At 66.2% G+C, this 23,640-nt stretch carries 20 protein-coding genes; 9 read left to right on the forward strand and 11 right to left on the reverse strand.

Going from position 1 to position 23,640, the window contains the following annotated elements; genetic code table 11:
* The 5 genes from N5E02_RS07355 to prmB all read right to left on the reverse strand — a co-directional run.
* The coding region (locus N5E02_RS07355) for a FimV/HubP family polar landmark protein (RefSeq protein ID WP_279946128.1) at positions 1 to 1,787 on the reverse strand (1,787 nt) is incomplete at its 3' end.
* 144 nt (positions 1,788 to 1,931) lie between these two features.
* A complete protein-coding gene (locus N5E02_RS07360; RefSeq protein ID WP_005417977.1) occupies positions 1,932 to 2,960 on the reverse strand; it encodes an aspartate-semialdehyde dehydrogenase in 1,029 nt (342 codons plus the stop codon).
* An 89-nt stretch (positions 2,961 to 3,049) separates the two neighbouring features.
* Positions 3,050 to 4,087 (reverse strand): D-glycerate dehydrogenase, encoded by a 1,038-nt coding sequence (locus tag N5E02_RS07365; RefSeq protein ID WP_279946129.1) that lies wholly within the window; start codon positions 4,085 to 4,087, stop codon positions 3,050 to 3,052.
* A complete protein-coding gene (gene aroC / locus N5E02_RS07370; RefSeq protein WP_005417989.1) occupies positions 4,080 to 5,183 on the reverse strand; it encodes a chorismate synthase in 1,104 nt (367 codons plus the stop codon). The genes N5E02_RS07365 and aroC overlap by 8 nt, the downstream gene beginning before the upstream one ends.
* Positions 5,180 to 6,109, reverse strand: a complete 930-nt coding sequence (prmB, locus tag N5E02_RS07375) for a 50S ribosomal protein L3 N(5)-glutamine methyltransferase (protein ID WP_279946130.1) — start codon at positions 6,107 to 6,109, stop codon at positions 5,180 to 5,182. The genes aroC and prmB overlap by 4 nt, the downstream gene beginning before the upstream one ends.
* 122 nt (positions 6,110 to 6,231) lie before the next feature.
* Here prmB and N5E02_RS07380 point away from each other — a divergent pair, with 122 nt between their 5' ends.
* Positions 6,232 to 6,882, forward strand: a complete 651-nt coding sequence (locus N5E02_RS07380) for an SCO family protein (RefSeq protein ID WP_005417991.1) — start codon at positions 6,232 to 6,234, stop codon at positions 6,880 to 6,882.
* On the forward strand, positions 6,879 to 7,721 hold the full coding sequence (asd, locus tag N5E02_RS07385) for an archaetidylserine decarboxylase (protein ID WP_053501139.1): 843 nt from the start codon (positions 6,879 to 6,881) through the stop codon (positions 7,719 to 7,721). The genes N5E02_RS07380 and asd overlap by 4 nt, the downstream gene beginning before the upstream one ends.
* A 109-nt stretch (positions 7,722 to 7,830) precedes the next feature.
* Here asd and N5E02_RS07390 read toward each other — a convergent pair whose 3' ends face one another.
* Positions 7,831 to 8,178, reverse strand: coding sequence for a ribonuclease E inhibitor RraB (locus N5E02_RS07390; protein ID WP_262220157.1), 348 nt, complete (start codon positions 8,176 to 8,178; stop codon positions 7,831 to 7,833).
* 23 nt (positions 8,179 to 8,201) lie between these two features.
* Entirely contained in the window at positions 8,202 to 9,812 is a 1,611-nt protein-coding gene (locus N5E02_RS07395) for a transglycosylase SLT domain-containing protein (protein ID WP_279946131.1), read from the reverse strand.
* 122 nt (positions 9,813 to 9,934) lie between these two features.
* Here N5E02_RS07395 and N5E02_RS07400 point away from each other — a divergent pair, with 122 nt between their 5' ends.
* Both N5E02_RS07400 and greB read left to right on the forward strand, forming a co-directional pair.
* Entirely contained in the window at positions 9,935 to 11,437 is a 1,503-nt protein-coding gene (locus N5E02_RS07400) for a helicase HerA-like domain-containing protein (RefSeq protein ID WP_279946132.1), read from the forward strand.
* Positions 11,438 to 11,525: 88 nt separating this feature from the next.
* Positions 11,526 to 12,032 (forward strand): transcription elongation factor GreB, encoded by a 507-nt coding sequence (gene greB / locus N5E02_RS07405; RefSeq protein WP_279946133.1) that lies wholly within the window; start codon positions 11,526 to 11,528, stop codon positions 12,030 to 12,032.
* Positions 12,033 to 12,118: 86 nt separating this feature from the next.
* Here greB and N5E02_RS07410 read toward each other — a convergent pair whose 3' ends face one another.
* Both N5E02_RS07410 and rimO read right to left on the reverse strand, forming a co-directional pair.
* Positions 12,119 to 12,943, reverse strand: a complete 825-nt coding sequence (locus N5E02_RS07410) for a DUF3025 domain-containing protein (RefSeq protein WP_279946134.1) — start codon at positions 12,941 to 12,943, stop codon at positions 12,119 to 12,121.
* Positions 12,940 to 14,301 (reverse strand): 30S ribosomal protein S12 methylthiotransferase RimO, encoded by a 1,362-nt coding sequence (gene rimO / locus N5E02_RS07415; RefSeq protein ID WP_134968068.1) that lies wholly within the window; start codon positions 14,299 to 14,301, stop codon positions 12,940 to 12,942. Before rimO ends, N5E02_RS07410 begins: the two co-directional genes overlap by 4 nt.
* 203 nt (positions 14,302 to 14,504) lie before the next feature.
* Between rimO and N5E02_RS07420 the strand changes: the two genes are divergently transcribed.
* Genes N5E02_RS07420 through N5E02_RS07430 form a run of 3 tightly spaced genes read left to right on the forward strand, consistent with a single transcriptional unit; the run spans position 14,505 to position 15,778 of the window.
* On the forward strand, positions 14,505 to 15,176 hold the full coding sequence (locus N5E02_RS07420) for a dienelactone hydrolase family protein (protein ID WP_065179170.1): 672 nt from the start codon (positions 14,505 to 14,507) through the stop codon (positions 15,174 to 15,176).
* Entirely contained in the window at positions 15,173 to 15,595 is a 423-nt protein-coding gene (locus N5E02_RS07425) for an HIT family protein (protein WP_005418010.1), read from the forward strand. The genes N5E02_RS07420 and N5E02_RS07425 overlap by 4 nt, the downstream gene beginning before the upstream one ends.
* A gap of 15 nt (positions 15,596 to 15,610) precedes the next feature.
* Complete coding sequence (locus N5E02_RS07430) at positions 15,611 to 15,778, forward strand: DUF5668 domain-containing protein (protein WP_005418011.1); 168 nt, start codon at positions 15,611 to 15,613, stop codon at positions 15,776 to 15,778.
* A gap of 106 nt (positions 15,779 to 15,884) precedes the next feature.
* Here N5E02_RS07430 and dcd read toward each other — a convergent pair whose 3' ends face one another.
* Both dcd and apbC read right to left on the reverse strand, forming a co-directional pair.
* Complete coding sequence (gene dcd / locus N5E02_RS07435; RefSeq protein WP_005418012.1) at positions 15,885 to 16,457, reverse strand: dCTP deaminase; 573 nt, start codon at positions 16,455 to 16,457, stop codon at positions 15,885 to 15,887.
* A 79-nt stretch (positions 16,458 to 16,536) separates the two neighbouring features.
* Positions 16,537 to 17,391, reverse strand: a complete 855-nt coding sequence (apbC, locus tag N5E02_RS07440) for an iron-sulfur cluster carrier protein ApbC (protein ID WP_005418013.1) — start codon at positions 17,389 to 17,391, stop codon at positions 16,537 to 16,539.
* Between the two features lie 214 nt (positions 17,392 to 17,605).
* On the opposite strand from apbC, the gene N5E02_RS07445 reads away from it, so the two are divergent.
* Positions 17,606 to 20,395: a TonB-dependent receptor gene (locus N5E02_RS07445; protein ID WP_072168514.1), complete on the forward strand. Its 2,790-nt coding sequence runs from the start codon at positions 17,606 to 17,608 to the stop codon at positions 20,393 to 20,395.
* Positions 20,396 to 20,811: 416 nt separating this feature from the next.
* The gene (locus tag N5E02_RS07450; protein WP_065179173.1) at positions 20,812 to 23,619 is read left to right on the forward strand and encodes a TonB-dependent receptor; all 2,808 of its coding nucleotides are present in this window, start codon (positions 20,812 to 20,814) and stop codon (positions 23,617 to 23,619) included.
* Positions 23,620 to 23,640 lie beyond the last annotated feature (21 nt).

Consider the following 23,640-nt stretch of genomic DNA (forward strand, 5'->3'; position numbering starts at 1 on the left):
CCGTCAGGGTGCTCGGCCGGCAGGTCGAACACGCCGCGGAACTGCGGCTGCTGTTCGGCATGCAGCGCGTAGTCCGGCACTGCCACCTCGCCGGGGGCCGCCTGCGCGAGCAGCTCATCCTGCGCTGCGGCGGCCGGCGTGGGATCATCCTCCTGCGCGGGCACCGGCTCGTCCCAGCGCGGCAGGTCGGTCACTGCCTCGGGCAGCTCCACTACTTCGTCATCGCGCAGCGTCTGCGCCTGCCAGTCAGCCTGGGCGGCGACGTCGGCGACCGGTTCGGCAGCCACGTCATCCTGCCCCCCGGTTTCGCTCGCCCAAGCCGGCATCGCCGGCTCCTGGCGGCCCGCTTCGGGCACCACCGACGACCACGAGGACTGCTCGGCCAGGGTATCCAGCGCCGCGCCCGCCGGTACCGCAGCGGTCAGACCGGCGGCATCGTCTTCGTCGCGCAGCGGCGGCAGCGGCGATGGCTTGCGACGACGCAGCAGCCAGGCTGCACCGGCCGCCAGCAGCAGCACCGGCAGCCCCAGCCAGTACCACGGCGTTGCCGCATCGCGGGTATCCGGTACCTGTGCCAGGCGCTGCTGCGCGGCGGCCAGGTCGTTGTCCTTCATCGCGATCAGCGACTGCTGCTGTTCCTTGAGTTTTTCCAGGTCGGCGACGCGCTGCTTCAGCTCGCCAATCTCGGCATCGCGGGTCGCGATGTCCTCGCGTGCCTGGCGCAGTTGTTCGTTGCCCAGCATGTCACCCTCGCTGCCGGCTCCAGTGCCGGTGGTTGTGCCCGCGCGCGCGGCGTCGGAAGCCAGCGCCGGGGCGATTTCAAGTCGTGCCCCATTGGCCGCGGCCGGGGAAGAAGCGTTCGTGGTTGCCGCCGCGGCCACCGGGGCGACGGTACCCGCCGGTTGCGGCACGGTGCGCGCCTGCCGCCACTGCGCTGCATGCTCGCGCACCAGCGCTGCGGCCTCGGCGGCATCGACCGCCGCCAGTGCATCGCTGCCGGGCATGCGCAGTACGGCGCCTTGCTTGAGCAGGTTGACGTTGCCGCGGATGAAGGCCTCCGGGTTGGCCCGCAGCAGGGCGATCATCGCGCGGTCGCGGCTGACCTGGTTGCCGCGGGCCACCGCGCTGGCGATCTGCGACAGGGTCTGCCCACGCTGGACGATGACGCTGCCATCGGCTGCCTGCGCGGCAGCGGGTGCATCCCCTGCACGCGGGCGAGCCGATGCAGGTGCCGGCGCTGCCGCAGTGGACGGCGCAGGTGCGCTTGCGCTCTCCGCAGCGGCCGGCGCCGGTGCAACGTCTCGCACGATGGTGTTGGAGAGGGTACCGGCCGGCGCGACGATTTCCGGTTCGGCCACCGCCAGTGCGCTGGAGGGCGCATCGACCAGCGCCGAGTATTCGCGCACCAGGCGGCCCTGGCCCCAGTCGGCCTCGATCAGGAAGCTCAGCGACGGGGTTTCGACCGGCGTCTGCGAGGTCACCCGCACCACCGCCCTGCCCTGCGCATTGCGGGTCAGTTCGAACTGCAGCTCGCTGACCAGCCCGGCCGGCCGCTGCAGGCCAACGCGTTCGAAGGTGACCGCAGAGGCCAGCGCGACGCGCAGGTTCTCCAGTTCGGATGGATCGGCCGAGACTACCGGGATTTCGGCCAGCAGGGGCTGGCCTGGCTTGGACAGGACACGGATGTCACCCAAGCCCAGGGCAAGCGCCGAACTGCTGGCCAGGGCCAGCAGCGCGGTGGAAAGATAGAGGAGCGGGCGCTTTGCGCCCCTGGCCCGTTTATTCATGGGCGACACTATAAAGCGTGCGCACCGGGGTCCGCACCCACCGAGGGGACCTTCGGTAGCGCCGGCCACTGGCCGGCAGCACCACATGCCCATCACGGCAATGCCGGCCAGCGGCCGGCACTACCGGTCAGGCAACCACGGTGATCAACGCTGTTCGGCGGCGACCAGCTCGGCCAGCTGCACGGCGTTCAGGGCAGCGCCCTTGCGCACGTTGTCCGACACGATCCACAGGTTCAGGCCACGCGGGTGCGACAGGTCCTCGCGGATGCGGCCGACGTACACCGCGTCCGTGCCCGAGGCGTGGGTGACCGGGGTTGGGTAACCACCGGCCTCGTGACGATCCACCACTTCGATGCCCGGCGACTGCTCCAGCAGCGCGCGCGCTTCAGCGACGGTGACCTTGTCGCGGGTCTCGATCGCCACCGACTCGGAGTGGCCGTAGAACACCGGCACGCGCACCGCGGTCGGGTTCACCAGGATGCTGTCGTCACCGAGGATCTTGCGGGTCTCCCAGATCAGCTTCATCTCTTCCTTGGTGAAGCCATTGTCCTGGAAGTCATCGATGTGCGGGATCAGGTTGAAGGCGATCTGCACCGGGAAGCGCTGCGGATCGATCTCCTGGAAGCTGAGCAGCTGGCCGGTCTGCTTGCCCAGTTCCTCCATCGCCGAGCGGCCACCGCCGGACACCGACTGGTAGGTGGACACATTGATGCGCTCGATGCCGTACTTGCGGTGCAGCGGCGCCAGCGCCACCAGCATCTGCATGGTCGAGCAGTTCGGGTTGGCGATGATGCCGCGCGGACGGTTGGCGACCTGTTCCGGGTTGACCTCGGACACCACCAGCGGCACGTCATCGTCGTAACGGAACGCCGAGGAGTTGTCGATCACCACCGCACCGGCGGCGGCGAACCTCGGTGCGTATTCCTTGGACACGCTGCCGCCAGCCGAGAACAGCGCGATCTCGACACCGGTCGGATCGAAGGTGGCCAGGTCCTGGACCTTGACCTTCTGGCCGTTGAATTCAATCTCGCCACCAGCCGAACGCTCGGAGGCGAGGACGCTCAGGGTGCCGACCGGGAAATCACGCTCGGCCAGGATCGACAACATGGTCTCGCCAACGGCGCCGGTGGCACCGACGACGGCGACGTGGAAACTGCGCTGTGCATTGCTCATGGGGAACTCTCACGAAAACGGGAATGGGGGAAAACACGCACGACAGCTGGGTTCGGGGAACCTCCTCAAGCGGGGCGCGCGGAGGTTCCCTATCGTTTCCCGGTTTTTTTGCCCAGCATCACGCGCGCGGCCATCGCCGCGTCAGCGTTGATCGCGCTCGGCATGCGCGACGGGCCGCCGTCCAGGCCGAGCCCGGCAGCCAGATTATCCACGGCCAGCTGTACCATCGCCGTGCGCGTGGCCAGCGAGGCGCTGCCGATATGCGGCGTGAGCACCACGTTGCGCAGCGCCAGCAGCTCCGGGCGCACCTTCGGCTCGCCCTCGTACACATCCAGGCCAGCGGCCGCCAGGTGGCCGTTGGCCAGTGCGTCGGCCAGCGCCAGTTCGTCGACGATGCCGCCGCGGGCGATGTTCACCAGGGTTGCCGTCGGCTTCATCTTCCCCAGCGCAGCCGCATCGATGATGTGATGCGAGGCCGGCGTGTAGGGCAGCACCGTTACCAGATGGTCGGACTGTGCCAGCAGCGTATCCAGGTCCACGTAGGTCGCGCTGAGCGACGCCTCGGTATCGGCCGGCAACCGTGAACGGTTGTGGTACAGCACCTTCATGCCGAAACCGTGCGCGCCGCGGCGGGCGATGCCCTGGCCGATGCGGCCCATGCCAAGGATGCCCAGCGTGCTGCCATGGACATCCGCGCCCAGCATGGTCTGGAACGACCACTGCTGCCACTGCCCTTCACGCAGCCAGCGCTCGGACTCAGTGATCCGGCGCGCGGTTGCCATCAGCAGCGCGAAACCGAGATCGGCGGTGGTTTCGGTCAACACGTCCGGCGTGTTGCTGGCCAGGATGCCGGCCGCGCTGAGCGCGTCGACATCCAGGTTGTTGTAGCCGACGCCGACATTGGCGATCACCTGCAGCTGCGTGGCATCGGCTACCTGGGCCGCACCGATGCGCTCGTTGAGGGTGATGATCGCGCCGTCGGCGCTGGCCAGCTGTGCGGCGATCTGGTCCGGCGACCAGGCGGTGACGGTGTCGGTGCTGCGCAGCTGCACGCGATCGCGCAGCGGCGCGATGGCCGCCTCGATCAGCGGCTGGCTCACCCACACGGTCGGCCGCGTGTCAGCCATCGATCTGCCCGGGAATGCGCGGGGTGATCGTGCCGACATCGCCGCACTGCGCGCGATGACGCAGCGCCTGGTCCATCAGCACCAGCGCCACCATCGCCTCGGCGATGGGCGTGGCGCGGATGCCGACGCAGGGATCGTGGCGGCCGGTGGTGACCACCTCGACCACGTTGCCGGCCGTATCCAGCGACGGGCCCGGCAGGCGCAGGCTGGACGTCGGCTTCAGGGCGATCGACGCGACGACCGGCTGACCGGTGGAGATGCCACCGAGGATGCCGCCGGCATGGTTGCTGGCGAAGCCCTGCGGCGTCAGCAGGTCACGGTGCTCGGTGCCCTTCTGCGCGGCGCTGGCGAATCCGTCGCCGATCTCCACGCCCTTCACCGCATTGATGCTCATCAGCGCAGCGGCCAGTTCGCCGTCAAGCTTGCCGTAGATCGGCTCGCCCCAGCCCGGCGGCACGTTGTCGGCGACCACGTCCACGCGCGCACCGACCGAGTCGCCAGACTTGCGCAGCGCATCCATGTACGCCTCCAGCTCCGGCACCTGTGCGGCGTGCGGCCAGAAGAACGGATTGTCTTCCACCGCCGACCAGTCGAAACCGGCCGGGGTGATGTCGCCCAGCTGCGACAGGTAGCCACGCACGGTAACGCCGAAACGCTCGGCCAGCCACTTCTTGGCGACCACGCCGGCGGCCACGCGCATGGTGGTCTCGCGTGCCGAGGAACGGCCACCGCCACGCGGATCGCGGATGCCGTACTTGTGCCAGTAACTGTAGTCAGCATGGCCCGGGCGGAACTGCTGGCCGATATTGGCGTAATCCTTGCTGCGCTGGTCGGTGTTGCGGATCAGCAGCGCGATCGGGGTGCCGGTGGTCAGGCCCTCGTATACGCCGGACAGGATCTCGACCTCGTCGGCCTCGCGCCGCGCGGAAGTGTGCCGGCTCTTGCCAGTCGCACGGCGTTGCAGGTCGTGGGCGAATTCGGTCGCGTCCAGCGCCAGCCCCGGAGGGCAGCCATCAATCACGCAGCCGATGGCCGGCCCGTGCGACTCGCCGAACGTGGTGACGGTGAACAGCTTGCCGAACGAATTGGAGCTCACGGGCGCTGCGCCGCCAGTTCGGTGATGCGTGCGCTGTGGGCGATCAGCTCGCGGCATTCGACCGCGAAGATGCCCATCTGGCCGACCTTGAACTCGATCCAGGAAAAATCGACTTCCGGCAGCAGCTTGACCAGATGCTGTTCGGACTCACCCACTTCACAGATCAGCAGACCGTCTTCGCTCAGGTGCAGCGGGGCATCGCGCAGGATCTTCAGCACCAGGTCCAGGCCATCCTCACCGGCACGCAGGCCCATTTCCGGCTCGTAGGAATACTCCTGCGGGAGGGCATCAGTCTCGTCGTTGGTGACGTACGGCGGGTTGGTGACGATCAGGTCGTAGTGGCGGCCGGTCAGGCCATTGAACAGGTCCGACTTGATCAGGGTGACGTTGTGCGCCTGCAGGCGCTCCTTGTTCTCCTCGGCCAGCGACAGTGCGTCGTCACTCAGGTCGACGCCGTCCACTTCCCAGTTCGGGTAGTAGTGGCCCATGGCGATGGCGATGCAGCCCGAACCGGTGCAAAGATCCAGCGCGCGGCTGACATCGCGGCCGGCCAGCCACGGTTCGAAACCACATTCGATCAGTTCGGCGATCGGCGAGCGCGGCACCAGCGCGCGCGTGTCACTCTTGAAGCTCAGGCCGGCGAACCAGGCCTCACCGGTCAGGTAGGCAGCGGGGATGCGTTCGTCGATGCGACGCTGGAACAGTTCCAGCACGCGCAGCTTTTCGGCCTGCAGCAGGCGTGCCTGGCCGTAGGCCGGGCCGAGGTCGTGCGGCAGGTGCAGGCTGTGCAGCACCAGCTGGGTGGCCTCATCCAGCGCATTGTCGTAGCTGTGCCCGAAGGTCAGCCCGGCTTCGTTGAAACGGCTGGTGCCGTAGCGGATCAGATCGATGATCGTGTGGAGTTCGGCGGCCGTTTCAGCGGTCATGGCGGTACTGCTGGCAAAGTGGCCCCCGATTATAGGGGCTGGCGCCCGCGGCAGCATCCGTTGCGGCGGAAACGATCGGGCCGCAGCCGGTATGATGGAGCCCATTTCGCGTGGGAGCCCCCATGTTCAATCGCAATGCCGGCATCATCCTGCTGATCGCCCTGGCGGCGGGGCTTGGCCTGCTCGCCGCCCAGCAGGTGTTCGCGCCGAAGCCGCCGGCCAACGCCCCGGCCACCGAAGCGATCACCCTGTACCCGCAGCCGCGTGAACTGCCCGACTTCAACCTGGCCCAGTCCGACGGCACCCGCCTGATCCCGGGCGAACTGAAGGGCCACTGGACCCTGGTGTTCCTGGGCTTCACCTTCTGCCCGGACGTCTGCCCGACCACCCTGGCCGAGCTGGCCGGCGCGCAGAACCAGTGGGAGGCCCTGCCCGATGGCCTGCGCCCGCGCGTGCTGTTCATCTCGGTCGACCCGGACCGCGACAGCGCCACCCGCCTGGGCGAGTACGTGCACGGCTTCCATAAGGACACCCTGGCCGCCACCGCCGATATCCCCTCGCTGGAGCGCTTCGCCACCTCGCTGGGTTTCGTGTTCCAGAAAGTGCCGGGCAAGCATTTCGACGAAAACCCCGAGGATTACACCGTCGAGCATTCGGCCAGCCTGGCCGTGCTCGACCCGCAGGGCCGCCTTGCCGGCCTGGTGCGCCCCCCGTTCAATGCGCCGGCGATCGCCCGCGACCTGCAGAAGCTGACCGAGAAAACCGCCCCATGAGCCTCACCACCGCCCTGACGTACGCCCTGCCCCATCGCCTGCTGTCCTCGATGGCACGCTCGCTGGCGTACTCGGACGATCCGCGCGTGTCGCGCTGGCTGATCGACACCGTCACCCGCAAGTTCAACGTCAACCTGGACGAAGCGGCCAACCCGGACCCGCGCAGCTATGCGACCTTCAACCAGTTCTTCACCCGCGCGCTGAAGCCGGGCGCGCGCGTGGCCGATGCCGATCCGCGCAGCCTGGTGATGCCGGCCGACGGCCGCATCAGCCAGCTGGGGAAGATCGAGGCCGGCCGCATCTTCCAGGCCAAGGGCCAGTCGTTCACCGCCGCCGAGCTGCTGGGCAGCGACGAGGATGCCAAGCCGTACAACGACGGTCTGTACGCCACCGTGTACCTGTCGCCGCGCGACTACCACCGCGTGCACATGCCGTGGACCGGCACCCTGCGTGAAACCGTGCACGTGCCAGGACGCCTGTTCAGTGTCGGTCCTGCGGCCGTCAACGGGGTGCCGCGCCTGTTCGCCCGCAACGAGCGCCTGGTCTGCCACTTCGACACCAGCTTCGGCCCGATGGTCAGCGTGATGGTTGGCGCGCTGCTGGTATCCGGCGTGGAAACCGTGTGGAGCGGCGAGGAGATCCCGGCCTACGGCGATCGCATCACCCGCAAGGACTACCGCGGCCAGGGCATCAAGCTGGAGCGTTTCGCCGAGATGGCACGCTTCAATTACGGCTCGACCGTGGTGGTGCTGCTGCCGCCGGGCGTGGCCGAATTCGCACCGCAGCTGGGCGCCGAGAGCCCTGTGCAGCTGGGCCAGGCCCTGGCAAAGCTGCGCTGACCGTAGATCCACGCGACGCGTGGATGGATTCAACGGAATGCCGGCCAGCGGCCGGCACTACCGGGTCTGTAGAGCCGAGCACGGGCTCGGCTCTACAGTCAGAAGCGGATTACTGCAGGACCGGTGCTGGGCCGACGTCCATGCCGTCGTAGTCTTCCACGCCGTGCTCCGCGGCCAGCGCCGCGAATTCCTGGTTGCGGCGGTCCAGCGAGGCTTCGTCGTGGATTTCCACGCGCTCCACGTGCAGCACGTGGAACGGCGCGTCGCCCTCTTCCGGTTCCTGCTCGAACAGTTCCACGAACGTGTAGCCCTGCGCCTGCAGGTGCTGGGCCAGCGCCTGCAGCGGCTCGGCACTGGCGTGGACGAAGAAATACCCCCACAGCAACGGGCCGTTGATGTCCCAGTCGGTGTTTTCGCGGAGGTTGGCGAACAGGTTGCGGGTGTCTTCGAGATCCATGCGGGTTCCAGGGGTCGGGGGAATTACTTGTCGCAGCCCTGCAGCTTCAGCGTCTGGCCGTGGCGCAGGCTGTAGGCCGGTGCCTTCAGGCCGTTGGCGCGGGCCAGGGTCGGCACGTCGCACTGGAACTTCGCCGCGATGGCGCCCAGGGTCTCGCCCTTGCCCACCTTGTGGCTGCGCACCGGCTTCGGGCGCGCCGCCGGTGCCGGGCGTGGCGTCGACACCGGCGCCACCGGTGCGGTCGGCACGCTGGTGGATGCAGCCGCGTCGGCCACCGGCACCACGCCGCCCACCGCCACGCTGCCGGTATAGCTCGCCACGGCCGGGCGCTTGATCGCCGCGTTGAGATCAGCGGTGATCAACGTGCGGGCCAGGTCGGCACGCGGGCCACTGACGCAGTTGCGCTGGTACAGGCCGGCGATGCGGGTGGTGGCATTGATCAGCGTGCCGGCCGGGATCCAGCCATCGGCCTCATAGCGCGGGTTGAGGTTGCGCAGCGCGCGCATGTAGCCATCGCGGGTGCCGTGGCTGCCCAGGCAGATGGTCAGTTCGTAGATGGTGGTCGACTTGGCCAGGCGCAGCGTGGCCGGCTGCGCGCTGATCTTCGGGAACTCCACGCCGTACTGCTGCGGGTGCAGGAAGATCCAGGCCGCGGCGATCACCATCGGCACGTAGTCCTTGGTCTCGCCCGGGAACTGGTTGTAGACGCTGTCGGTCCAGAAGCTCTGCCCACCGCTCTGCTTGAACACGCGTGCGGCACGGCCTTCACCACCGTTGTAGGCGGCCACCGACATTTCCACGTTGTTGTTCAGTTCGCGCAGGCGTTCGTTGAGGTAGCTGGCGCTGGCCTCGGCGGCGCTGCGCGCGTCGAAGCGGGTATCGAAGCCGGTGCCGTCCGGGCCCAGGCCGAAACGGCGGCCGGTGGCCGGCATGAACTGCATCAGGCCGGCGGCACCGGCACGCGAGGAGGCATGCACACGGCCGTTGGATTCCTTGGCCATGATCCCGAACAGCAGCGCCTCGGGCAGCCCGCGCTTTTCCCACTCCGGCCACATCACCGCGCGCAGGTTCTGGTAGTTCTCGTAGCTGGTCAGCAGGGCCGGGCGCATGTCGGTCAGCCAGCGGCGGATGCCGGCCTGCACCGCCGGGTTGTACTCGACCATCGTGTCGAAGGCGTGCCGCTTGTCGTTCAGCAGCGCGGCAGCGCGCGCGGCCTCGGGCACGTCGGCGGTGAGCGGCCCGATGTGGTCCGGGTCGGCTTCCAGGCGATCACCGCCCTCGTCGGCCACGTCATCGCTGGCGGCGGCATCGGCGTCGTGCTTGAGCAGCCGCTTGTAGCTGGCCAGCAGGGTCCCCATCTGGCAGCCCTTCTGCTTCACGCAGTCGTTGAGGACATCTTCCATGTCCTCCAGCGCGGCATCGGCCTCGTTGCTGCCCTTGGGATCGGCATTGGCGACCAGCAGCAGGGCGTCGCTGTAGCGCTTCTCGGCGGCGGTCATGCGCTGCTGCAGCGCATCCACCTTCACCTTGTCCCGGGCCGAAACCCGCTGTGCGTGGGCGTCGGGCGCCAGGGAAACCAGGCCGGCCAGGGCCAGCAGCGGCCAACCGCGGGAAATCAGGACAGGAACGGGCATTGATGGCACTGTGTGCAAAACAGGCAGGCAGAGTAGCGGCGCCGCCAAGGTCCGGGCAAGCCGACCTTCGGACCGTCACTGCCGGCGGTTAACATTGGGCTATTCATCACAAGGGCTGGACCATGGATCCGATTCTGCTCGGCAAAGGTATTACCGACGATATTGCCGTCACCCTGCTGCCGAAACTCGGCAACCGCCACGGTCTGGTGGCCGGCGCCACCGGTACCGGCAAGACCGTGACCCTGATGACCCTGGCCGAGGGCTTCTCGCGACGGGGCGTGCCGGTGTTCCTGGCCGATGTGAAGGGCGATGTCTCCGGCCTGGCCGTGCCCGGCACCGGCGCAGAAAACCTGCTCCAGCGTGCCGCCGAGATCGGCGTGGCCGACTATGCGCCGGCCGCCAGCCCCACCATCTTCTGGGACCTGTACGGCAAGCTGGGCCACCCGGTGCGCACCACGGTCAGCGAGATGGGCCCGACCCTGCTGTCGCGCATCCTCGAATTGAACGACACCCAGGCCGGGGTACTCGACATCGTATTCAAGCTGGCCGACGACCGCGGCCTGCTGCTGGACATGGACGACCTGCGCGCCCTGCTCGGCCTGGTTGCCGAGGAGCGCAAGGACATTTCCACCGAGTACGGCCTGGTCAGTGCGCAGTCGATCGCGGCGATCCAGCGTTCGGTGCTGCGCCTGGCGCAGGACGGTGGCGAGAATTTCTTCGGCGAACCGGCACTTGAACTGGCCGACATCATGCGGGTCAACCACGACGGCCGCGGCATGATCGGCATCCTCGCCGCCGACCAGCTGGTGCTCAAGCCCAAGCTCTATTCCACCTTCCTGCTGTGGCTGCTGTCGGAACTGTTCGAGCAGCTGCCGGAAGTGGGCGACCTGGACAAGCCGAAGCTGGTCTTCATCTTCGACGAGGCGCACCTGCTGTTCGATGATGCACCGCCGTCGCTGGTGCAGCGCATCGAGCAGGTGGTGCGCCTGATCCGTTCCAAGGGCGTGGGCGTGTACTTCTGCTCGCAGTTCCCCGACGACGTGCCGGGCAACATTCTCGGCCAGCTGGGCAATCGCGTTCAGCACGCACTGCGTGCGTTCACCCCGCGCGACCAGAAGGCGGTGAAAACCGCGGCCGAGACGTTCGTGCCGAATCCGAAGCTGGACGTGGCCAAGGTGCTGAGCCAGCTCGGCACCGGCGAGGCACTGGTATCCACGCTGCAGGACAAGGGCGTGCCGATGCCCGTGCAGCAGACGTTGATCGCGCCGCCGCGCTGCCGGATGGGACCGATCACCGAGGCCGAGCGTGCACAGGTACGCGCCGGCAGCCCGGTCGGCAGCCGCTACGACACCGCGATCAACCGCGAATCGGCCGCCGAACTGCTGGCCCAGCGCGCGCAGAAGAGCATCGAGCAGGCACAGGCGCCGGCCGCGCGCAGCCGCGAGCAGGACGAAGCTCAGGAAGGTGGTTTCGGCCAGGCCATCAAGGATGCGATCTTCGGCACCAAGCGCCGCCAGGGCATGATCGAAACCATGGCCAAGCAGACCACGCGCACTGTCGGCACCAAGCTGGGCAACCAGATCGTGCGCGGCATCCTCGGTGGCATCTTCGGCGGCAAGCGCTAGCTGCCCCTGCTGGGGTCAGAGCCCTTTCCGCTGGAAAGGGCTCTGACCCTGCTCTCTCATTCGTCATCCAGAAAAGAAGTCGTATTGCATGTCCCGTTGGCGTCCCCCCGCAGAAAAAAGCACCGCCCTGATCACCGCTTCCGGGCATGCGCGACTGAAGGCCGAACTGGATGAGCTATGGCGCGTGCGCCGCCCGGATGTGGTGAAAGCGCTCGCCGCCGCTGCAGCAGAAGGCGACCGTTCCGAGAACGCCGAGTACACCTACCGCAAGAAGCAACTGGGCGAGATCGACCGCCGCGTGCGCTACCTGACCAAGCGGCTGGAATCGCTGCGCGTGGTCGATACGACGCCAACCGATCCGCTCGCAGTGTTCTTCGGCGCGTGGGTGGAACTGGAGAACGTGGACAGCGGCGACACCAGCCGCTATCGCATTGTCGGCCCGGATGAGACCGATGCGGGCCTGGGCTGGATCAGCATCGATTCCCCCCTGGCGCGTGCGCTGCTGAAGAAGCGGCTGGATGATGAGTTCTCGGTGGAGCTGCCCGGCGGGCAGTTCACCTTTGCAGTGATCGGCGTGGAGTACGAGCCTGTGTAGCGTCGAGCCATGCCCGACCTCGCCACCGTTGTAGAGCCGAGCCCATGCTCGGCTGCGTTACCCATCAGCCGAGCATGGGCTCGGCTCTACAACGGTGGCGGGTACGTGCGCCCTGCACGCAGCGGGCGGAAATAGTCGGCATTGCGGTAGAAGGCAGAATCCTGCACGTCATGCCAGCCGGGAACACCGGCCAATGGTAACGGCCGCAGCTGCAGCGGATCGGTCACTGCCCTGCCCTCGGCAATGGCAGCGCTCACCACGTCGACACAGGCGGCTTCGACATCGCCCTGCACCACCACGCACTTGCCGACCAGCAATCGCCCCGGCAGCAGGGCCTGTTCCATCAGCGCATGCCCGAATACCACAGTGATGGCGATGTCACCGCTCTGCCAGTTCACCGGGTCAAACAACGCGGGCCAGTCGTGTGCATCCCAGGCAGCCCGCAGTGAGTCATCGCGCACACGCACGATCACGCCGGTTTCGTCGAACTGGGTCAAGGCGGCCTGCGCGCGGTTGCGCTGGCCGGGTGGCATCGCCTCGATATGCAGGCACTGCCGCACGTTGAGCGCGCGCTTCAGCTGCGGCTGTGAGGCCCACACCAGCGCATTGAACAGGTCGTGCCAGTTGCCGGCACGGGTGGCGATGCGTCCCTGCGCGATACGCACTTCGTAGTGCAGGCCATCGGCCAGCAGCGCGGCGTCCTGTTCAACCAGGCGCTTGCCAGGCACGGCCAGGCGTGCATCGAGCGCCGCGATGGACGGCCATGCGATGCCGTCCAGCAGGTCACGGAAGTCCTGAAGCCCGGCAAACAGCGGGTGCTCGAACCGCCGTGCAGCTACCGCCGCACGTGGCGGCGGTACGAAGCGCCGTGAACCACCGCCGTTGCCGGTGGCGGCCGTCGCTGCGATCACAGCACCTTGAGGTCGAACGCCGGACGGGGGGCGGCCGCCAGCGCGTCACCGTACAGGTCATGCTCGTCGCTCTCGGTGATCTCCACGTCGACGAATTCACCCACGCGCAGCGGCACCTGGTCGGCATTCTGGATGTGCACCAGGCCGTCGATCTCCGGGGCATCGGCCTTGGAGCGGGCCACGGCGATGTCGCCTTCGATGGCGTCGACCAGGCACTGCTGCACGGTGCCGATCTTGGCTTCCAGGCGCGCGGCGGAAATCTGCGCCTGCTTCTCCATGAAACGGGCCAGGCGTTCCTGCTTCACCTCTTCCGGCACGGCGTCAGGCAGGTCGTTGGCGGTGGCACCCTCGACCGGCGAGTAGGCGAACGCACCGACGCGATCCAGCTGCGCTTCGTCAAGGAACGACAGCAGTTCCTCGAACTCGGCTTCGGTCTCGCCCGGGAAGCCGACGATAAAGGTCGAACGCACAGTGATGTCCGGCGCGATACGGCGCCAGTTCTGCACGCGCTCCAGGGTCTTCTCCACCGCGCCGGGGCGCTTCATCAGGCGCAGGATGCGCGGGCTGGCGTGCTGGAACGGGATATCCAGGTACGGCAGGATGCGGTTCTCGGCCATCAGCGGCACCACTTCGTCCACGTGCGGATACGGGTAGACGTAGTGCATGCGCACCCACGCATCCAGCTCCGACAGGCCTTCGCACAGCGCCTTCAAACGGGTCTGGTAGGCCTTGTCGCGCCACATCTTTTCGGCGTACTTCACGTCCACGCCGTAGGCCGAGGTGTCCTGCGAAACCACCAGCAGCTCGCGCACGCCGCCACGCACCAGGCGCTCGGCTTCACGCAGCACCTCGTCGACCGGGCGCGAAACCAGCTTGCCGCGCATCGACGGAATGATGCAGAAGCTGCATTTGTGGTTGCAGCCTTCGGAAATCTTCAGGTACGCGTAGTGGCGCGGGGTCAGCTTGATACCGTAGTCGGGCACCAGGTCCACGAACGGATCGTGCTTGGGCGGCAGTGCTTCATGCACCGCTTCCATCACGCTCTGGTAATCCTGCGGGCCGGACACCGCCAGCACGTTCGGGTACGCCTCGCGGATCTGCTCCGGGCGCTTGCCCAGGCAGCCGGTGACGATGACCTTGCCGTTCTGGTTCATCGCTTCGCCAATCGCGTCCAGCGACTCGGTCACCGCAGAATCGATGAAGCCGCAGGTGTTGACCACCACCACGTCGGCCGAATCGTAGGACGGGACGATGTCGTAGCCTTCCGAACGGAGCTGGGTGAGGATGCGCTCGGAATCGACGAGGGCCTTCGGGCAGCCAAGGCTGACGAAGCCGACTTTGGGGTTCAGCTGGGACATGGAATCGCGGGACTCTGGGGGCCTGGGCCCCTGCCGTCGTGGCAGGGGTTCCTGGGGGCCGGGGCCTGAAAGGGCGCCAGTATACCGGGGTTGGCGGCCGCGCTCTGAATGGCCAGCCGCCCGATCCCGCACAGCCGCTGACATCGCGCTAACCCATGCAGCACCGACAATGCCGTTCTGTTCCCCACAACAAGATGGAAACGATGGCCGAGTGGATCACCCTGGATACGCATCACGGCCCGGTACGTGCCTGGCAGGCCCTGCCGGAAGGCACCGCGCGCGGCGGCCTGGTGGTGGTGCAGGAAATCTTCGGCGCCAATCCGCATATCCGCAGCGTGGCCGAGCGCTTCGCGGCGGAAGGCTATGCGGTGCTGGCGCCCTCGTTCTTTGACCTGCTCGATGGCCCCGACGCCGATCCGGACGCGCTGCCCTACGACGCCGATGGCGTGAAGCAGGGCCTGGAACGGGTCGGCGCGCTGGGCATGGAGCGGGCACTGGAAGTGGTCCGCGCGGCGGCCACCCGGCTGGCCCCTTACGGCAAGGTGGGCACCGTCGGCTACTGCTGGGGCGGCACGGTGGCGATGCTGTCCGCAGTGCGCCTGGGGCTGCCGTCGGTCAGCTACTACGGCGCCCGCAACGTCCAGTTCCTCGATGAGACACCCAAGGCGCCGGTGATCTTCCATTTCGGCGCCCAGGACCGCAGCATCCCACCGGAAGCCGTGCAGGCCCACCGCGAGAAGCTGCCGCAGATGGCCACCTACGTCTATCCGGCCGATCATGCCTTCAACCGGGAGGTCGGACATGCGTATGATCCAGACAGCGCCGCCTTGGCGCTGCAACGCACCCTGGACTTCTTCTCGGAGCATCTTGGATGAGCGAATTCGAACTCGATTCACGCCTGGCCGCCGATAGCGTGCTGGTGGCGGAAGGACCGTTGTCGCAAGTGCGGCTGATGAACGACGAACGATTCCCCTGGCTGGTGCTGGTACCGCGCCTGGCCGGGGTCACCGAGTGGATCGAGCTGGACGGCGAGCAGCAGGACAAGCTCCGCACCGAGCTCAACCGCGCCTGCAAGGCCCTGAAGGGCTCCGACGGGGTGGAAAAGATCAACATCGGGGCGCTGGGCAATATCGTGCGCCAGCTGCATTTCCATGTGATCGGCCGCCACGACGGTGATCCGGCCTGGCCGGGCCCGGTCTGGGGCAGCGGCCCGGCGCACCGCTACGAGCCGGCGGCGCTGGACCAGCATGTCGCCTACTGGAAGGAACGGCTAGGATATCCGGCCCTGTCCTGAGCCTTCGCCGACCCGATGCGATTCAACCTCGTTGCCGCCGTCCTGCTGATCCTGATCGGCCTGTTCATGCTCGCCAGCAATCTCGGCTGGACGCACCTGAACCTGTCCAAGCTGCTGCTGACCTGGTGGCCGGTGGCCCTGGTGGGTGTCGGCATCGCGATGCTGTTCGGTCGCGGCAAATAAGGAAGGCGGCGCATTGCGCCGCCTTCCTTCATGTGGAGCCGGGCCATGCTCGGCTGCCCTGCATTGAAGCCGAGCATGGCTCGGCTCTACAGATCGCCTGCAATCTTCAGGTCCGCGGCAGGGTCACGCCGGTCTGGCCCTGGTACTTGCCGCCACGGTCGCGGTACGACGTCTCGCAGATGTCATCGGCGGCCGCCTGGAAGAACAGCATCTGCGCCACGCCTTCGTTGGCGTAGATGCGCGCCGGCAGCGGCGTGGTGTTGCTGAATTCCAGGGTGACGTGGCCTTCCCATTCCGGCTCCAGCGGCGTCACGTTGACGATGATGCCGCAGCGCGCGTAGGTGCTCTTGCCCAGGCACACCACCAGGGTATCGCGCGGAATGCGGAAGTATTCCACGGTACGCGCCAGCGCGAAGCTGTTCGGCGGGATGATGCACTCATCGCCGACGATATCCACGAAGCTGCCCGGATCGAAGTGCTTGGGATCGACGATCGTCGAGTTGATGTTGGTGAACACCTTGAACTCGCGCGAGCAGCGCACGTCATAGCCATAGCTGGACGTGCCGTAGCTGACGATGCGCTGGCCGTTGGCCTGCTTGACCTGCCCGGCCTCGAACGGCTCGATCATGCCGTGCTGCTCGGACATGCGGCGGATCCAACGGTCACTCTTGATGCTCATGCTTTGTCCTGGGGGGTACGAGGGGGCGCGAGGATTCTAGCAGGGGGCCGGCCTGCGCCGGCGGCCCCTGCCCCGGCACTTACAGCAGCGAGGACAGGATCGGGATCGAGGCCCGCGGGCGCTTGCCGACTTCCTCGATCAGGCGCTGCGCGGCATGGCGGTAGGCCTGGGCCGGTGCCGAATCCGGCTGGGCCACGGTGATCGGCGTGCCTGCATCGCCCTGCTCGCGGATGCCGATCTGCAGCGGCAGCGACCCCAGCAGCGGCACGCCGTACTGCGCGGCCATGCGCTCGCCGCCGCCCTCGCCGAACAGGTGCTCGATGTGCCCGCAGCTGCTGCACGTGTGCACCGCCATGTTCTCGACGATGCCCAGCACCGGCACCTCGACCTTCTCGAACATCTTCAGCGCCTTCTTCGCATCCAGCGTGGCGATGTCCTGCGGCGTGGTGACGATCACCGCACCGGCCAGCGGAATCTTCTGGGTCAGGGTCAGCTGGATGTCACCCGTGCCCGGCGGCAGGTCGATCAGCAGGAAATCCAGGTCGTCCCACAAGGTATCGTTGAACAGCTGGGTCATCGCCGAGGTGGCCATCGGGCCGCGCCAGATCATCGGGGTGTCTTCTTCGATCAGGTAGCCGATCGACATGGTGTCCACGCCGAACGCACGCAGCGGCTCGATGCTCTTGTTGTCCGGGCTTTCCGGGCGGCCGGACAGCCCCAGCATGGCCGGCACGCTGGGGCCGTAGATGTCGGCGTCGAGCACGCCCACCCGCGCACCGAGCTGCTGCAGCGCCACGGCCAGGTTCACCGAGGTGGTGGACTTGCCGACGCCGCCCTTGCCCGAACCGACCGCGATGACATTGCGGATGCGGGCATGCGGCGTAAGTCCCTTCTGGACCTGGCTGGCATGGGGACGGCGGGGAGAACTGTTCACAACGAGCACCGGCGGAGTCAGGGGGATAACCCAACATCATACAAGCTGGACGTAACCTGACTGAAATTCAGGATTGCGACGGATTCGTGCACAGATTGTTAAGTTCATGTTACGTTCGATCAGCACTGTTTTGAGCTGCGGAGCCCGCTGTTCCGGCCCGCGCGATGGCGCATGCGCAGTGCCGTTTTTGTTTTTTGCTCTCCATTGGAACTACATGAAACACGTCAGCAATACCGCACGTCGCAACACGCTCGCCGTCGCCCTGATTTCCGCTCTGATGGCCGCCGCCCCGGCAATGGCCCAGGACAAGGCGACCAACCTGGACAAGATCACCGTCACCGGTTCGCTGATCCCGCAGACCCAGGTCGAAACCCAGACCCCGGTGATGTCCATCACCGCCGAAGACATCCAGACCCGCGGCTTCAGCAGTGTTGCTGAAGTGCTGCAGCAGTCATCGCTGACCACCGGCGGCCTGCAGGGTGGCCAGACCTCGGGTGCGTTCACCCAGGGCGCCGAAGCCGCCGGCATGTTCGGCCTGAATCCGGGCTACACCAAGTACCTGATCAACGGCCGCCCGATGCTCTCGTATCCGGCGCTGTACAACGGCAGCGAGTCGTTCAACAACATCAGCGGCATTCCGATCGACATCGTCGAGCGCATCGAAGTCCTGCCGGGCGGCCAGTCGTCGCTGTATGGCTCGGACGCGATCGCCGGCGTGGTCAACATCATCCTGAAGGAACGCATGGACGGCGGCACGATGTCGATCCGTGGCGGCACCTACACCGAAGGTGGTGGCAGCAACATCCGCTTCAGCGCCGCCAAGGGCTTCAACGCGTTCGACGACCGCTTCCACGCCCTGGTCAACGTGCAGATCGAAAACGGCAGCCCGATCTGGGGCTACCAGCGTGACATCACCAAGCAGAACAACCCGGTCGGTTACACCGCGCAGCTGCCGTCGAACGACTTTGCTGTCATCGGCAACGCCGACAACAAGCTGTACATGATGGACCCGACCCGCTGCGCCAACGTGGCAGGCCTGTACGACGGCACCACCACCGTCGGCAAGCGTGCATCGGGCGAATCGTGCGGCTCGGTGTACAGCGCCGGCTACAAGACCCTGAAGAACGGCAAGAACAGCGGCCAGTTCTACTCGTCGATGACCTTCGACGTGAACGACAACTTCCAGCTGTTCGCCGACGTGCTGTACAGCAAGGAAAAGACCGAATTCACCTCCGGCTCCAGCGCCCTGTGGTGGGGCACCAAGTCGGTGATGGGCGGCTTCTACGACCAGGGCCTGGGCAAGGTCGTGAACCTGCAGCGCGCCTTCGCGCCGGAAGAAATCGGCCCGGGCCACTACAACAACATCCTGAACTCCGATGAGAGCCGTTCCTACCAGGTCACCCTGGGCGGCAAGGGCATGGTCGGCGACTGGGACTACAGCGCCAGCTTCACCCGCGGCGAATACCGTCTGGACCAGAACCGCTTCGCGCGCTGGAAGGACAAGATCGAAGGCTTCTTCGGCGACACCGTGCTGGGCCCGCGCCTGGGCACCACTGCTGATGGCTTCGGCATCTACAACCCGAACTACACCGCCTTCTACTCGCCGATCACCCCGGACCAGTTCGCCAGCTTCACCGGCTATGGCACCCACCGCAGCAAGACCTGGCAGAACCTCGGTCGCGTGCAGGTGACCAACGGTTCGCTGTTCTCCCTGCCGGGCGGCGACGCCGGCCTGGCCGTCGTGCTGGAAGGCGGCAGCGAGGGTTGGGATTACTCGCCCGACCAGGCCTTCGTCGATGGCAACGCGTGGGGCGCCAGCGCCGTGGCCGGTGCCGGCCACCGCAGCAACTACGCGGTGACCAGCGAACTGCGCATGCCGGTGTTCGAGTCGCTGACCATCAGCGCCTCGGGCCGCTATGACGCCTTCAAGATCGCCGACAAGACCGTCGACAAGGCCACCTACAGCATCGGCCTGGAATACCGTCCGGTGGAAAGCCTGCTGCTGCGCGGCAAGTACGGCACCGCGTTCCGCGCGCCGACCCTGTCCGATGCCTTCCAGGGCATGAGCGGCTCGTTCGCCTCCGGCCAGAACGACTACTACCGCTGCAGCCAGATGGGTTACGCGCTGCGTGACGAAGCCTGCTCGTTCTACAAGACCACCTCGGTGTACAGCGAAAAGTCCGGCAACCCGGACCTGAAGCCGATCACCGCCGACGTGTGGAGCGCAGGCGTGGTGTGGGCCCCGGTGAGCAACTTCTCGCTGTCGGTCGACTACTACAACTGGAAGATCAAGAACGAGGTCAAGACCCTGAGCACCGACCAGCTGCTGCTGGCCGAGTACCAGTGCCACAACGGCCTGCCGAACAACACCTCGGCCAGCTGCCAGAACGTGACCGACTGGGTGACCCGCGACGCCGGTGGCAACCTGACCCGCGTGTACACCCCGAAGCTCAACGTGGCCAGCCAAAACCTGGAAGCGGTGACCGTCGGTGCCAAGTACCAGCAGGACCTGGGCCGCTTCGGTTCGCTGATGTTCTCCGGCAACTACACCAACATGCTCAAGCGTGAAGTGGTGGCCCTGCCGGGTGCGCAGAAGCTGGACCTGCTGAGCGATCCGTACAACATGTGGTACTACGACAACTTCGCCAAGGTACGCGGCGACGTGTCGGTGGGCTGGGCCATCTCCAAGTTCACCACCACCGTGTACGCGAACTACGTCGGCAGCACCCCGAACTACCTGGCCTACACCGGCCGCAGCTACGACTACGTCCACTCCTCCGGCGCCAAGGCCGGCAAGTGGGGCTCGTACACCACGTACAACATGAGCCTGAACTACCAGGCACAGGACGATCTGACCCTGTCGCTGATGGTCAACAACGTGTTCAACAAGCTGCCGGAAGGCCAGCGCTACAACTACCCGGGCAACGAATCGACCCCGTTCAACGACGGCTTCTACAGCGTCTACGGCCGTCAGATCTCGGCCCAGGTCAAGTACGACTTCTAATCCCGTCGTATCCCGGACCGCGTGTCTGGACCAGGCCCCGCTTCGGCGGGGCCTTTTTTTTGCACCACTGCGCCCCACCCTCCCGTCCGGCCTGTAGCAGAAAGTGTGATCCACAGCGCACAAACATCCAGGTTCCCGGCAGCGCTGATCCAAGGCAACGCATTGATCTACAGGGCATATCCGCAATGCCGACATGCTCCCTTGCACGCCGCCATCTTTTGAAACATGCCAAAACAAATCGCCTTATCCATTGATTCGTAAGCGTTTTTTCATTTCCCAACGGCGCATTGATGTGACAGGCCTGTGTTGGCAGCGTTAACGACGTGTTACGGTCGACCTGAATGGAGTCACACTGAACGAATTGTTAATGCGCAGGGAATGCGCCGCCAAGACATTGCTCACTACGGGGATCCACCATGTCTCGCCAACGTTCCACGCTCTCGCGCCACCCTTTGACCCTCGCCCTGCTCGGCACCCTCCTGGCCTCCGGCACCGCCCTGGCCCAGGACGGCAATGCGCCGACCCAGCTTGATCGTGTGACCGTCACCGGGTCGCTGATTCCGCAGACCGAGATCGAGAACCACACGCCCGTCCTGACCGTCACCGCCGAGGATATCCAGACCCGCGGTTTCACCAGCGTCGCCGATGTCCTGCAGCAGTCCTCGCTGTCCACGGGCGGCCTGCAGGGTGGCCAGACCTCCGCATCCTTCACCCAGGGCGCCGAAGCGGCGGGCATGTTCGGCCTCAGCCCGGGCTATACCAAGTACCTGATCAACGGCCGCCCGATGCTCTCGTATCCGGCGCTGTACAACGGCGGCGATACCTTCAACAACATCAGCGGCATCCCGATCGACATCGTCGAGCGCATCGAGATCCTGCCGGGTGGCCAGTCGTCGCTGTACGGCTCGGACGCGATCGCCGGCGTGGTCAACATCATCCTCAAGGAGCGCATGGATGGCGGTGTGCTCAATGTGCGCGGCGGTGCCTACAGCGAAGGTGGCGGCAACAGCTTCCGCTTCAGCGGCGCACGCGGTTTCAACTCCAAGGATGACCGCTTCCATGCACTGGTCAACGTGCAGTACGAGAAGACCAGCCCGATCTGGGGTTACCAGCGCGACCTGACCAAGGTCAACAACCCCGACGGTTACAGCCCGCAGTACGTCTCCAACGATTTCCTGGTGCTGCTGCCGGCCGCCAACAACCGCTACGCGATGATGGACCCGAACCGGTGCGCCAACGTGGCGGGCCAGTTCGACGGCACCACCGTGCTCGGTACCCGTCCGACCGGCCAGGCCTGCGGCTCGGTCTACGGCACCGGTTACAAGACCATCAAGAACGGCAAGGAAAGCGGGCAGATCTACAGCTCGGCCACCTTCGACGTGAACGACAATTTCCAGCTGTTCGGCGACGCGCTGTACAGCCTGGAGGAGGTCAAGTACGCCACCGGTTCCGGCTACACCTGGTGGGGCACCTCCTCGGGCTGGGGCCGCTTCTACGACCAGGCCAGCGGCCAGTACATGAACCTGCAGCGCGTGTTCGCGCCGGAGGACATCGGCGGCGGCGGTTACCGCGACATCATGAACACCGACCGCAACAAGGCCTACCAGGTCACCCTTGGCGGCCGCGGCACCGCAGGCAACTGGGACTACAGCCTCAGCTTCACCCGTGGCGAGTACAAGCTGACCGAGCGCAATTTCGTGCGCTGGAACGATCCGATCAACGACTACTTCGAGCAGCGCGTGCTGGGCCCGGTGCTGGGTACCACCAGCACCGGCTACAACATCTACAGCCCGAACTGGGAAGCGTTCTACGCACCGCTGCCCGCTGGTGATTTCCAGAGCTTCACCGGCTACAGCTACAGCGAAAGCCGCACCTGGCAGAACCTGGCCCGCGCCCAGGTCACCAATGGCTCGCTGTTCAAGCTGCCGGGTGGCGATGCCGGCTTCGCCGTGGTTCTGGAAGGCGGCAGTGAAGGCTGGGATTACACGCCCGACCCGGGCCTGATGGACGGCAGCGTGTGGGGGACCACCGCCGTATCCGGTGCCGGCCATCGCAGCAACTACGCGGTGACCACCGAACTGCGCATGCCGCTGCTGGAAACGCTGACCGTCACCGGCTCCGGCCGCTATGACGCCTTCAAGATCGGCAGCAACACCGTGGACAAGGCCACCTACAGCGTCGGCATCGAGTTCCGCCCGATCGAAAGCCTGTTGTTCCGTGGCAAGTACGGTACGGCGTTCCGCGCACCGACCCTGTCCGATGCCTTCCAGGGCCGCAGTGGTTACTACGCCAACGGCTCCACCGACTACTATCGCTGCGGCCAGCTGGGCTACGACCCGGCCAACACCACCGGCTGCCCGTACGACAGCGTCTCGGTGTTCGGCACCCGCTCGGGCAACCCCGACCTGGAGCCGATCACCGCCGACGTCTGGAATGCAGGCGTCGTGTGGGCACCGATCAACAACCTGTCGCTGTCGGTCGACTACTACAACTGGAAGATCAAGAACGAGGTCGATACGCTCAGCTCCGACCAGCTGCTGCTGGCCGAGTACTACTGCCGCAACGGCCAGTCCAACAACACCTCGGCCAGCTGCCAGAACGTCGATGACTGGATCACCCGTGATGCATCGGGCGTGCTCGACGAGATCTACACGCCGAAGATGAACGTCGCGCGCCAGAACCTGGAAGCACTGACCGCCAGCTTCAAGTACGTGCAGGACATCGGTCGCTTCGGTTCGCTGCAGTTCTCGGCCAACTACACCGACATGCTCAAGCGCAAGCTGCAGCCGCAGCCGGGTGACGAGTTCCTGGACCTGCTGCACGACCCGTATGCGATGTGGGTGTATGACTCGTACGCCAAGGTACGCGCGGACGGCTCGATCGGCTGGGCCAAGGACAACTGGACCACCACCCTGTATGCCAACTACATCGGCAAGACGCCGAACTACATGGCTTACGTGGGCAACGGCTATGACTACGTCCACAGCTCCGGCTACAAGGCAGGCAAGTGGGGTTCCTACACCACCTACAACCTGAGCGTGAACTACCGCGCGATGGAAAACCTGACCCTGTCGCTGATGGTCAACAACGTGTTCAACAAGATGCCGGACAACCAGCGCTACAGCTTCGCCGGCACCAGCGGCCAGCCGTACAACAACTACCTGTACAACGCCTACGGGCGCGCGATCTACGTGCAGGCCAAGTACGCGTTCGGCGTGAAGTAATCCCGCAACCGCAGCAACGGA

Source organism: Stenotrophomonas sp. GD03777 (assembly GCF_029842485.1).
Taxonomy (GTDB): domain Bacteria; phylum Pseudomonadota; class Gammaproteobacteria; order Xanthomonadales; family Xanthomonadaceae; genus Stenotrophomonas; species Stenotrophomonas sepilia.

Bases quoted from the DNA above. Each gene is read 5' to 3' on its own strand.
- N5E02_RS07425 (WP_005418010.1), top strand. From the start codon at position 15,173: ATGAGCGAATTCGAACTCGATTCACGCCTGGCCGCCGATAGCGTGCTG.
- N5E02_RS07430 (WP_005418011.1), top strand. From the start codon at position 15,611: ATGCGATTCAACCTCGTTGCCGCCGTCCTGCTGATCCTGATCGGCCTG.
- N5E02_RS07365 (WP_279946129.1), bottom strand. From the start codon at position 4,087: ATGGCTGACACGCGGCCGACCGTGTGGGTGAGCCAGCCGCTGATCGAG.
- dcd (WP_005418012.1), bottom strand. From the start codon at position 16,457: ATGAGCATCAAGAGTGACCGTTGGATCCGCCGCATGTCCGAGCAGCAC.
- N5E02_RS07400 (WP_279946132.1), top strand. From the start codon at position 9,935: ATGGATCCGATTCTGCTCGGCAAAGGTATTACCGACGATATTGCCGTC.
- prmB (WP_279946130.1), bottom strand. From the start codon at position 6,109: ATGACCGCTGAAACGGCCGCCGAACTCCACACGATCATCGATCTGATC.
- N5E02_RS07395 (WP_279946131.1), bottom strand. From the start codon at position 9,812: ATGCCCGTTCCTGTCCTGATTTCCCGCGGTTGGCCGCTGCTGGCCCTG.
- N5E02_RS07420 (WP_065179170.1), top strand. From the start codon at position 14,505: ATGGCCGAGTGGATCACCCTGGATACGCATCACGGCCCGGTACGTGCC.
- N5E02_RS07450 (WP_065179173.1), top strand. From the start codon at position 20,812: ATGTCTCGCCAACGTTCCACGCTCTCGCGCCACCCTTTGACCCTCGCC.
- rimO (WP_134968068.1), bottom strand. From the start codon at position 14,301: ATGTCCCAGCTGAACCCCAAAGTCGGCTTCGTCAGCCTTGGCTGCCCG.
- N5E02_RS07380 (WP_005417991.1), top strand. From the start codon at position 6,232: ATGTTCAATCGCAATGCCGGCATCATCCTGCTGATCGCCCTGGCGGCG.
- greB (WP_279946133.1), top strand. From the start codon at position 11,526: ATGTCCCGTTGGCGTCCCCCCGCAGAAAAAAGCACCGCCCTGATCACC.
- N5E02_RS07360 (WP_005417977.1), bottom strand. From the start codon at position 2,960: ATGAGCAATGCACAGCGCAGTTTCCACGTCGCCGTCGTCGGTGCCACC.
- N5E02_RS07445 (WP_072168514.1), top strand. From the start codon at position 17,606: ATGAAACACGTCAGCAATACCGCACGTCGCAACACGCTCGCCGTCGCC.
- asd (WP_053501139.1), top strand. From the start codon at position 6,879: ATGAGCCTCACCACCGCCCTGACGTACGCCCTGCCCCATCGCCTGCTG.
- N5E02_RS07390 (WP_262220157.1), bottom strand. From the start codon at position 8,178: ATGGATCTCGAAGACACCCGCAACCTGTTCGCCAACCTCCGCGAAAAC.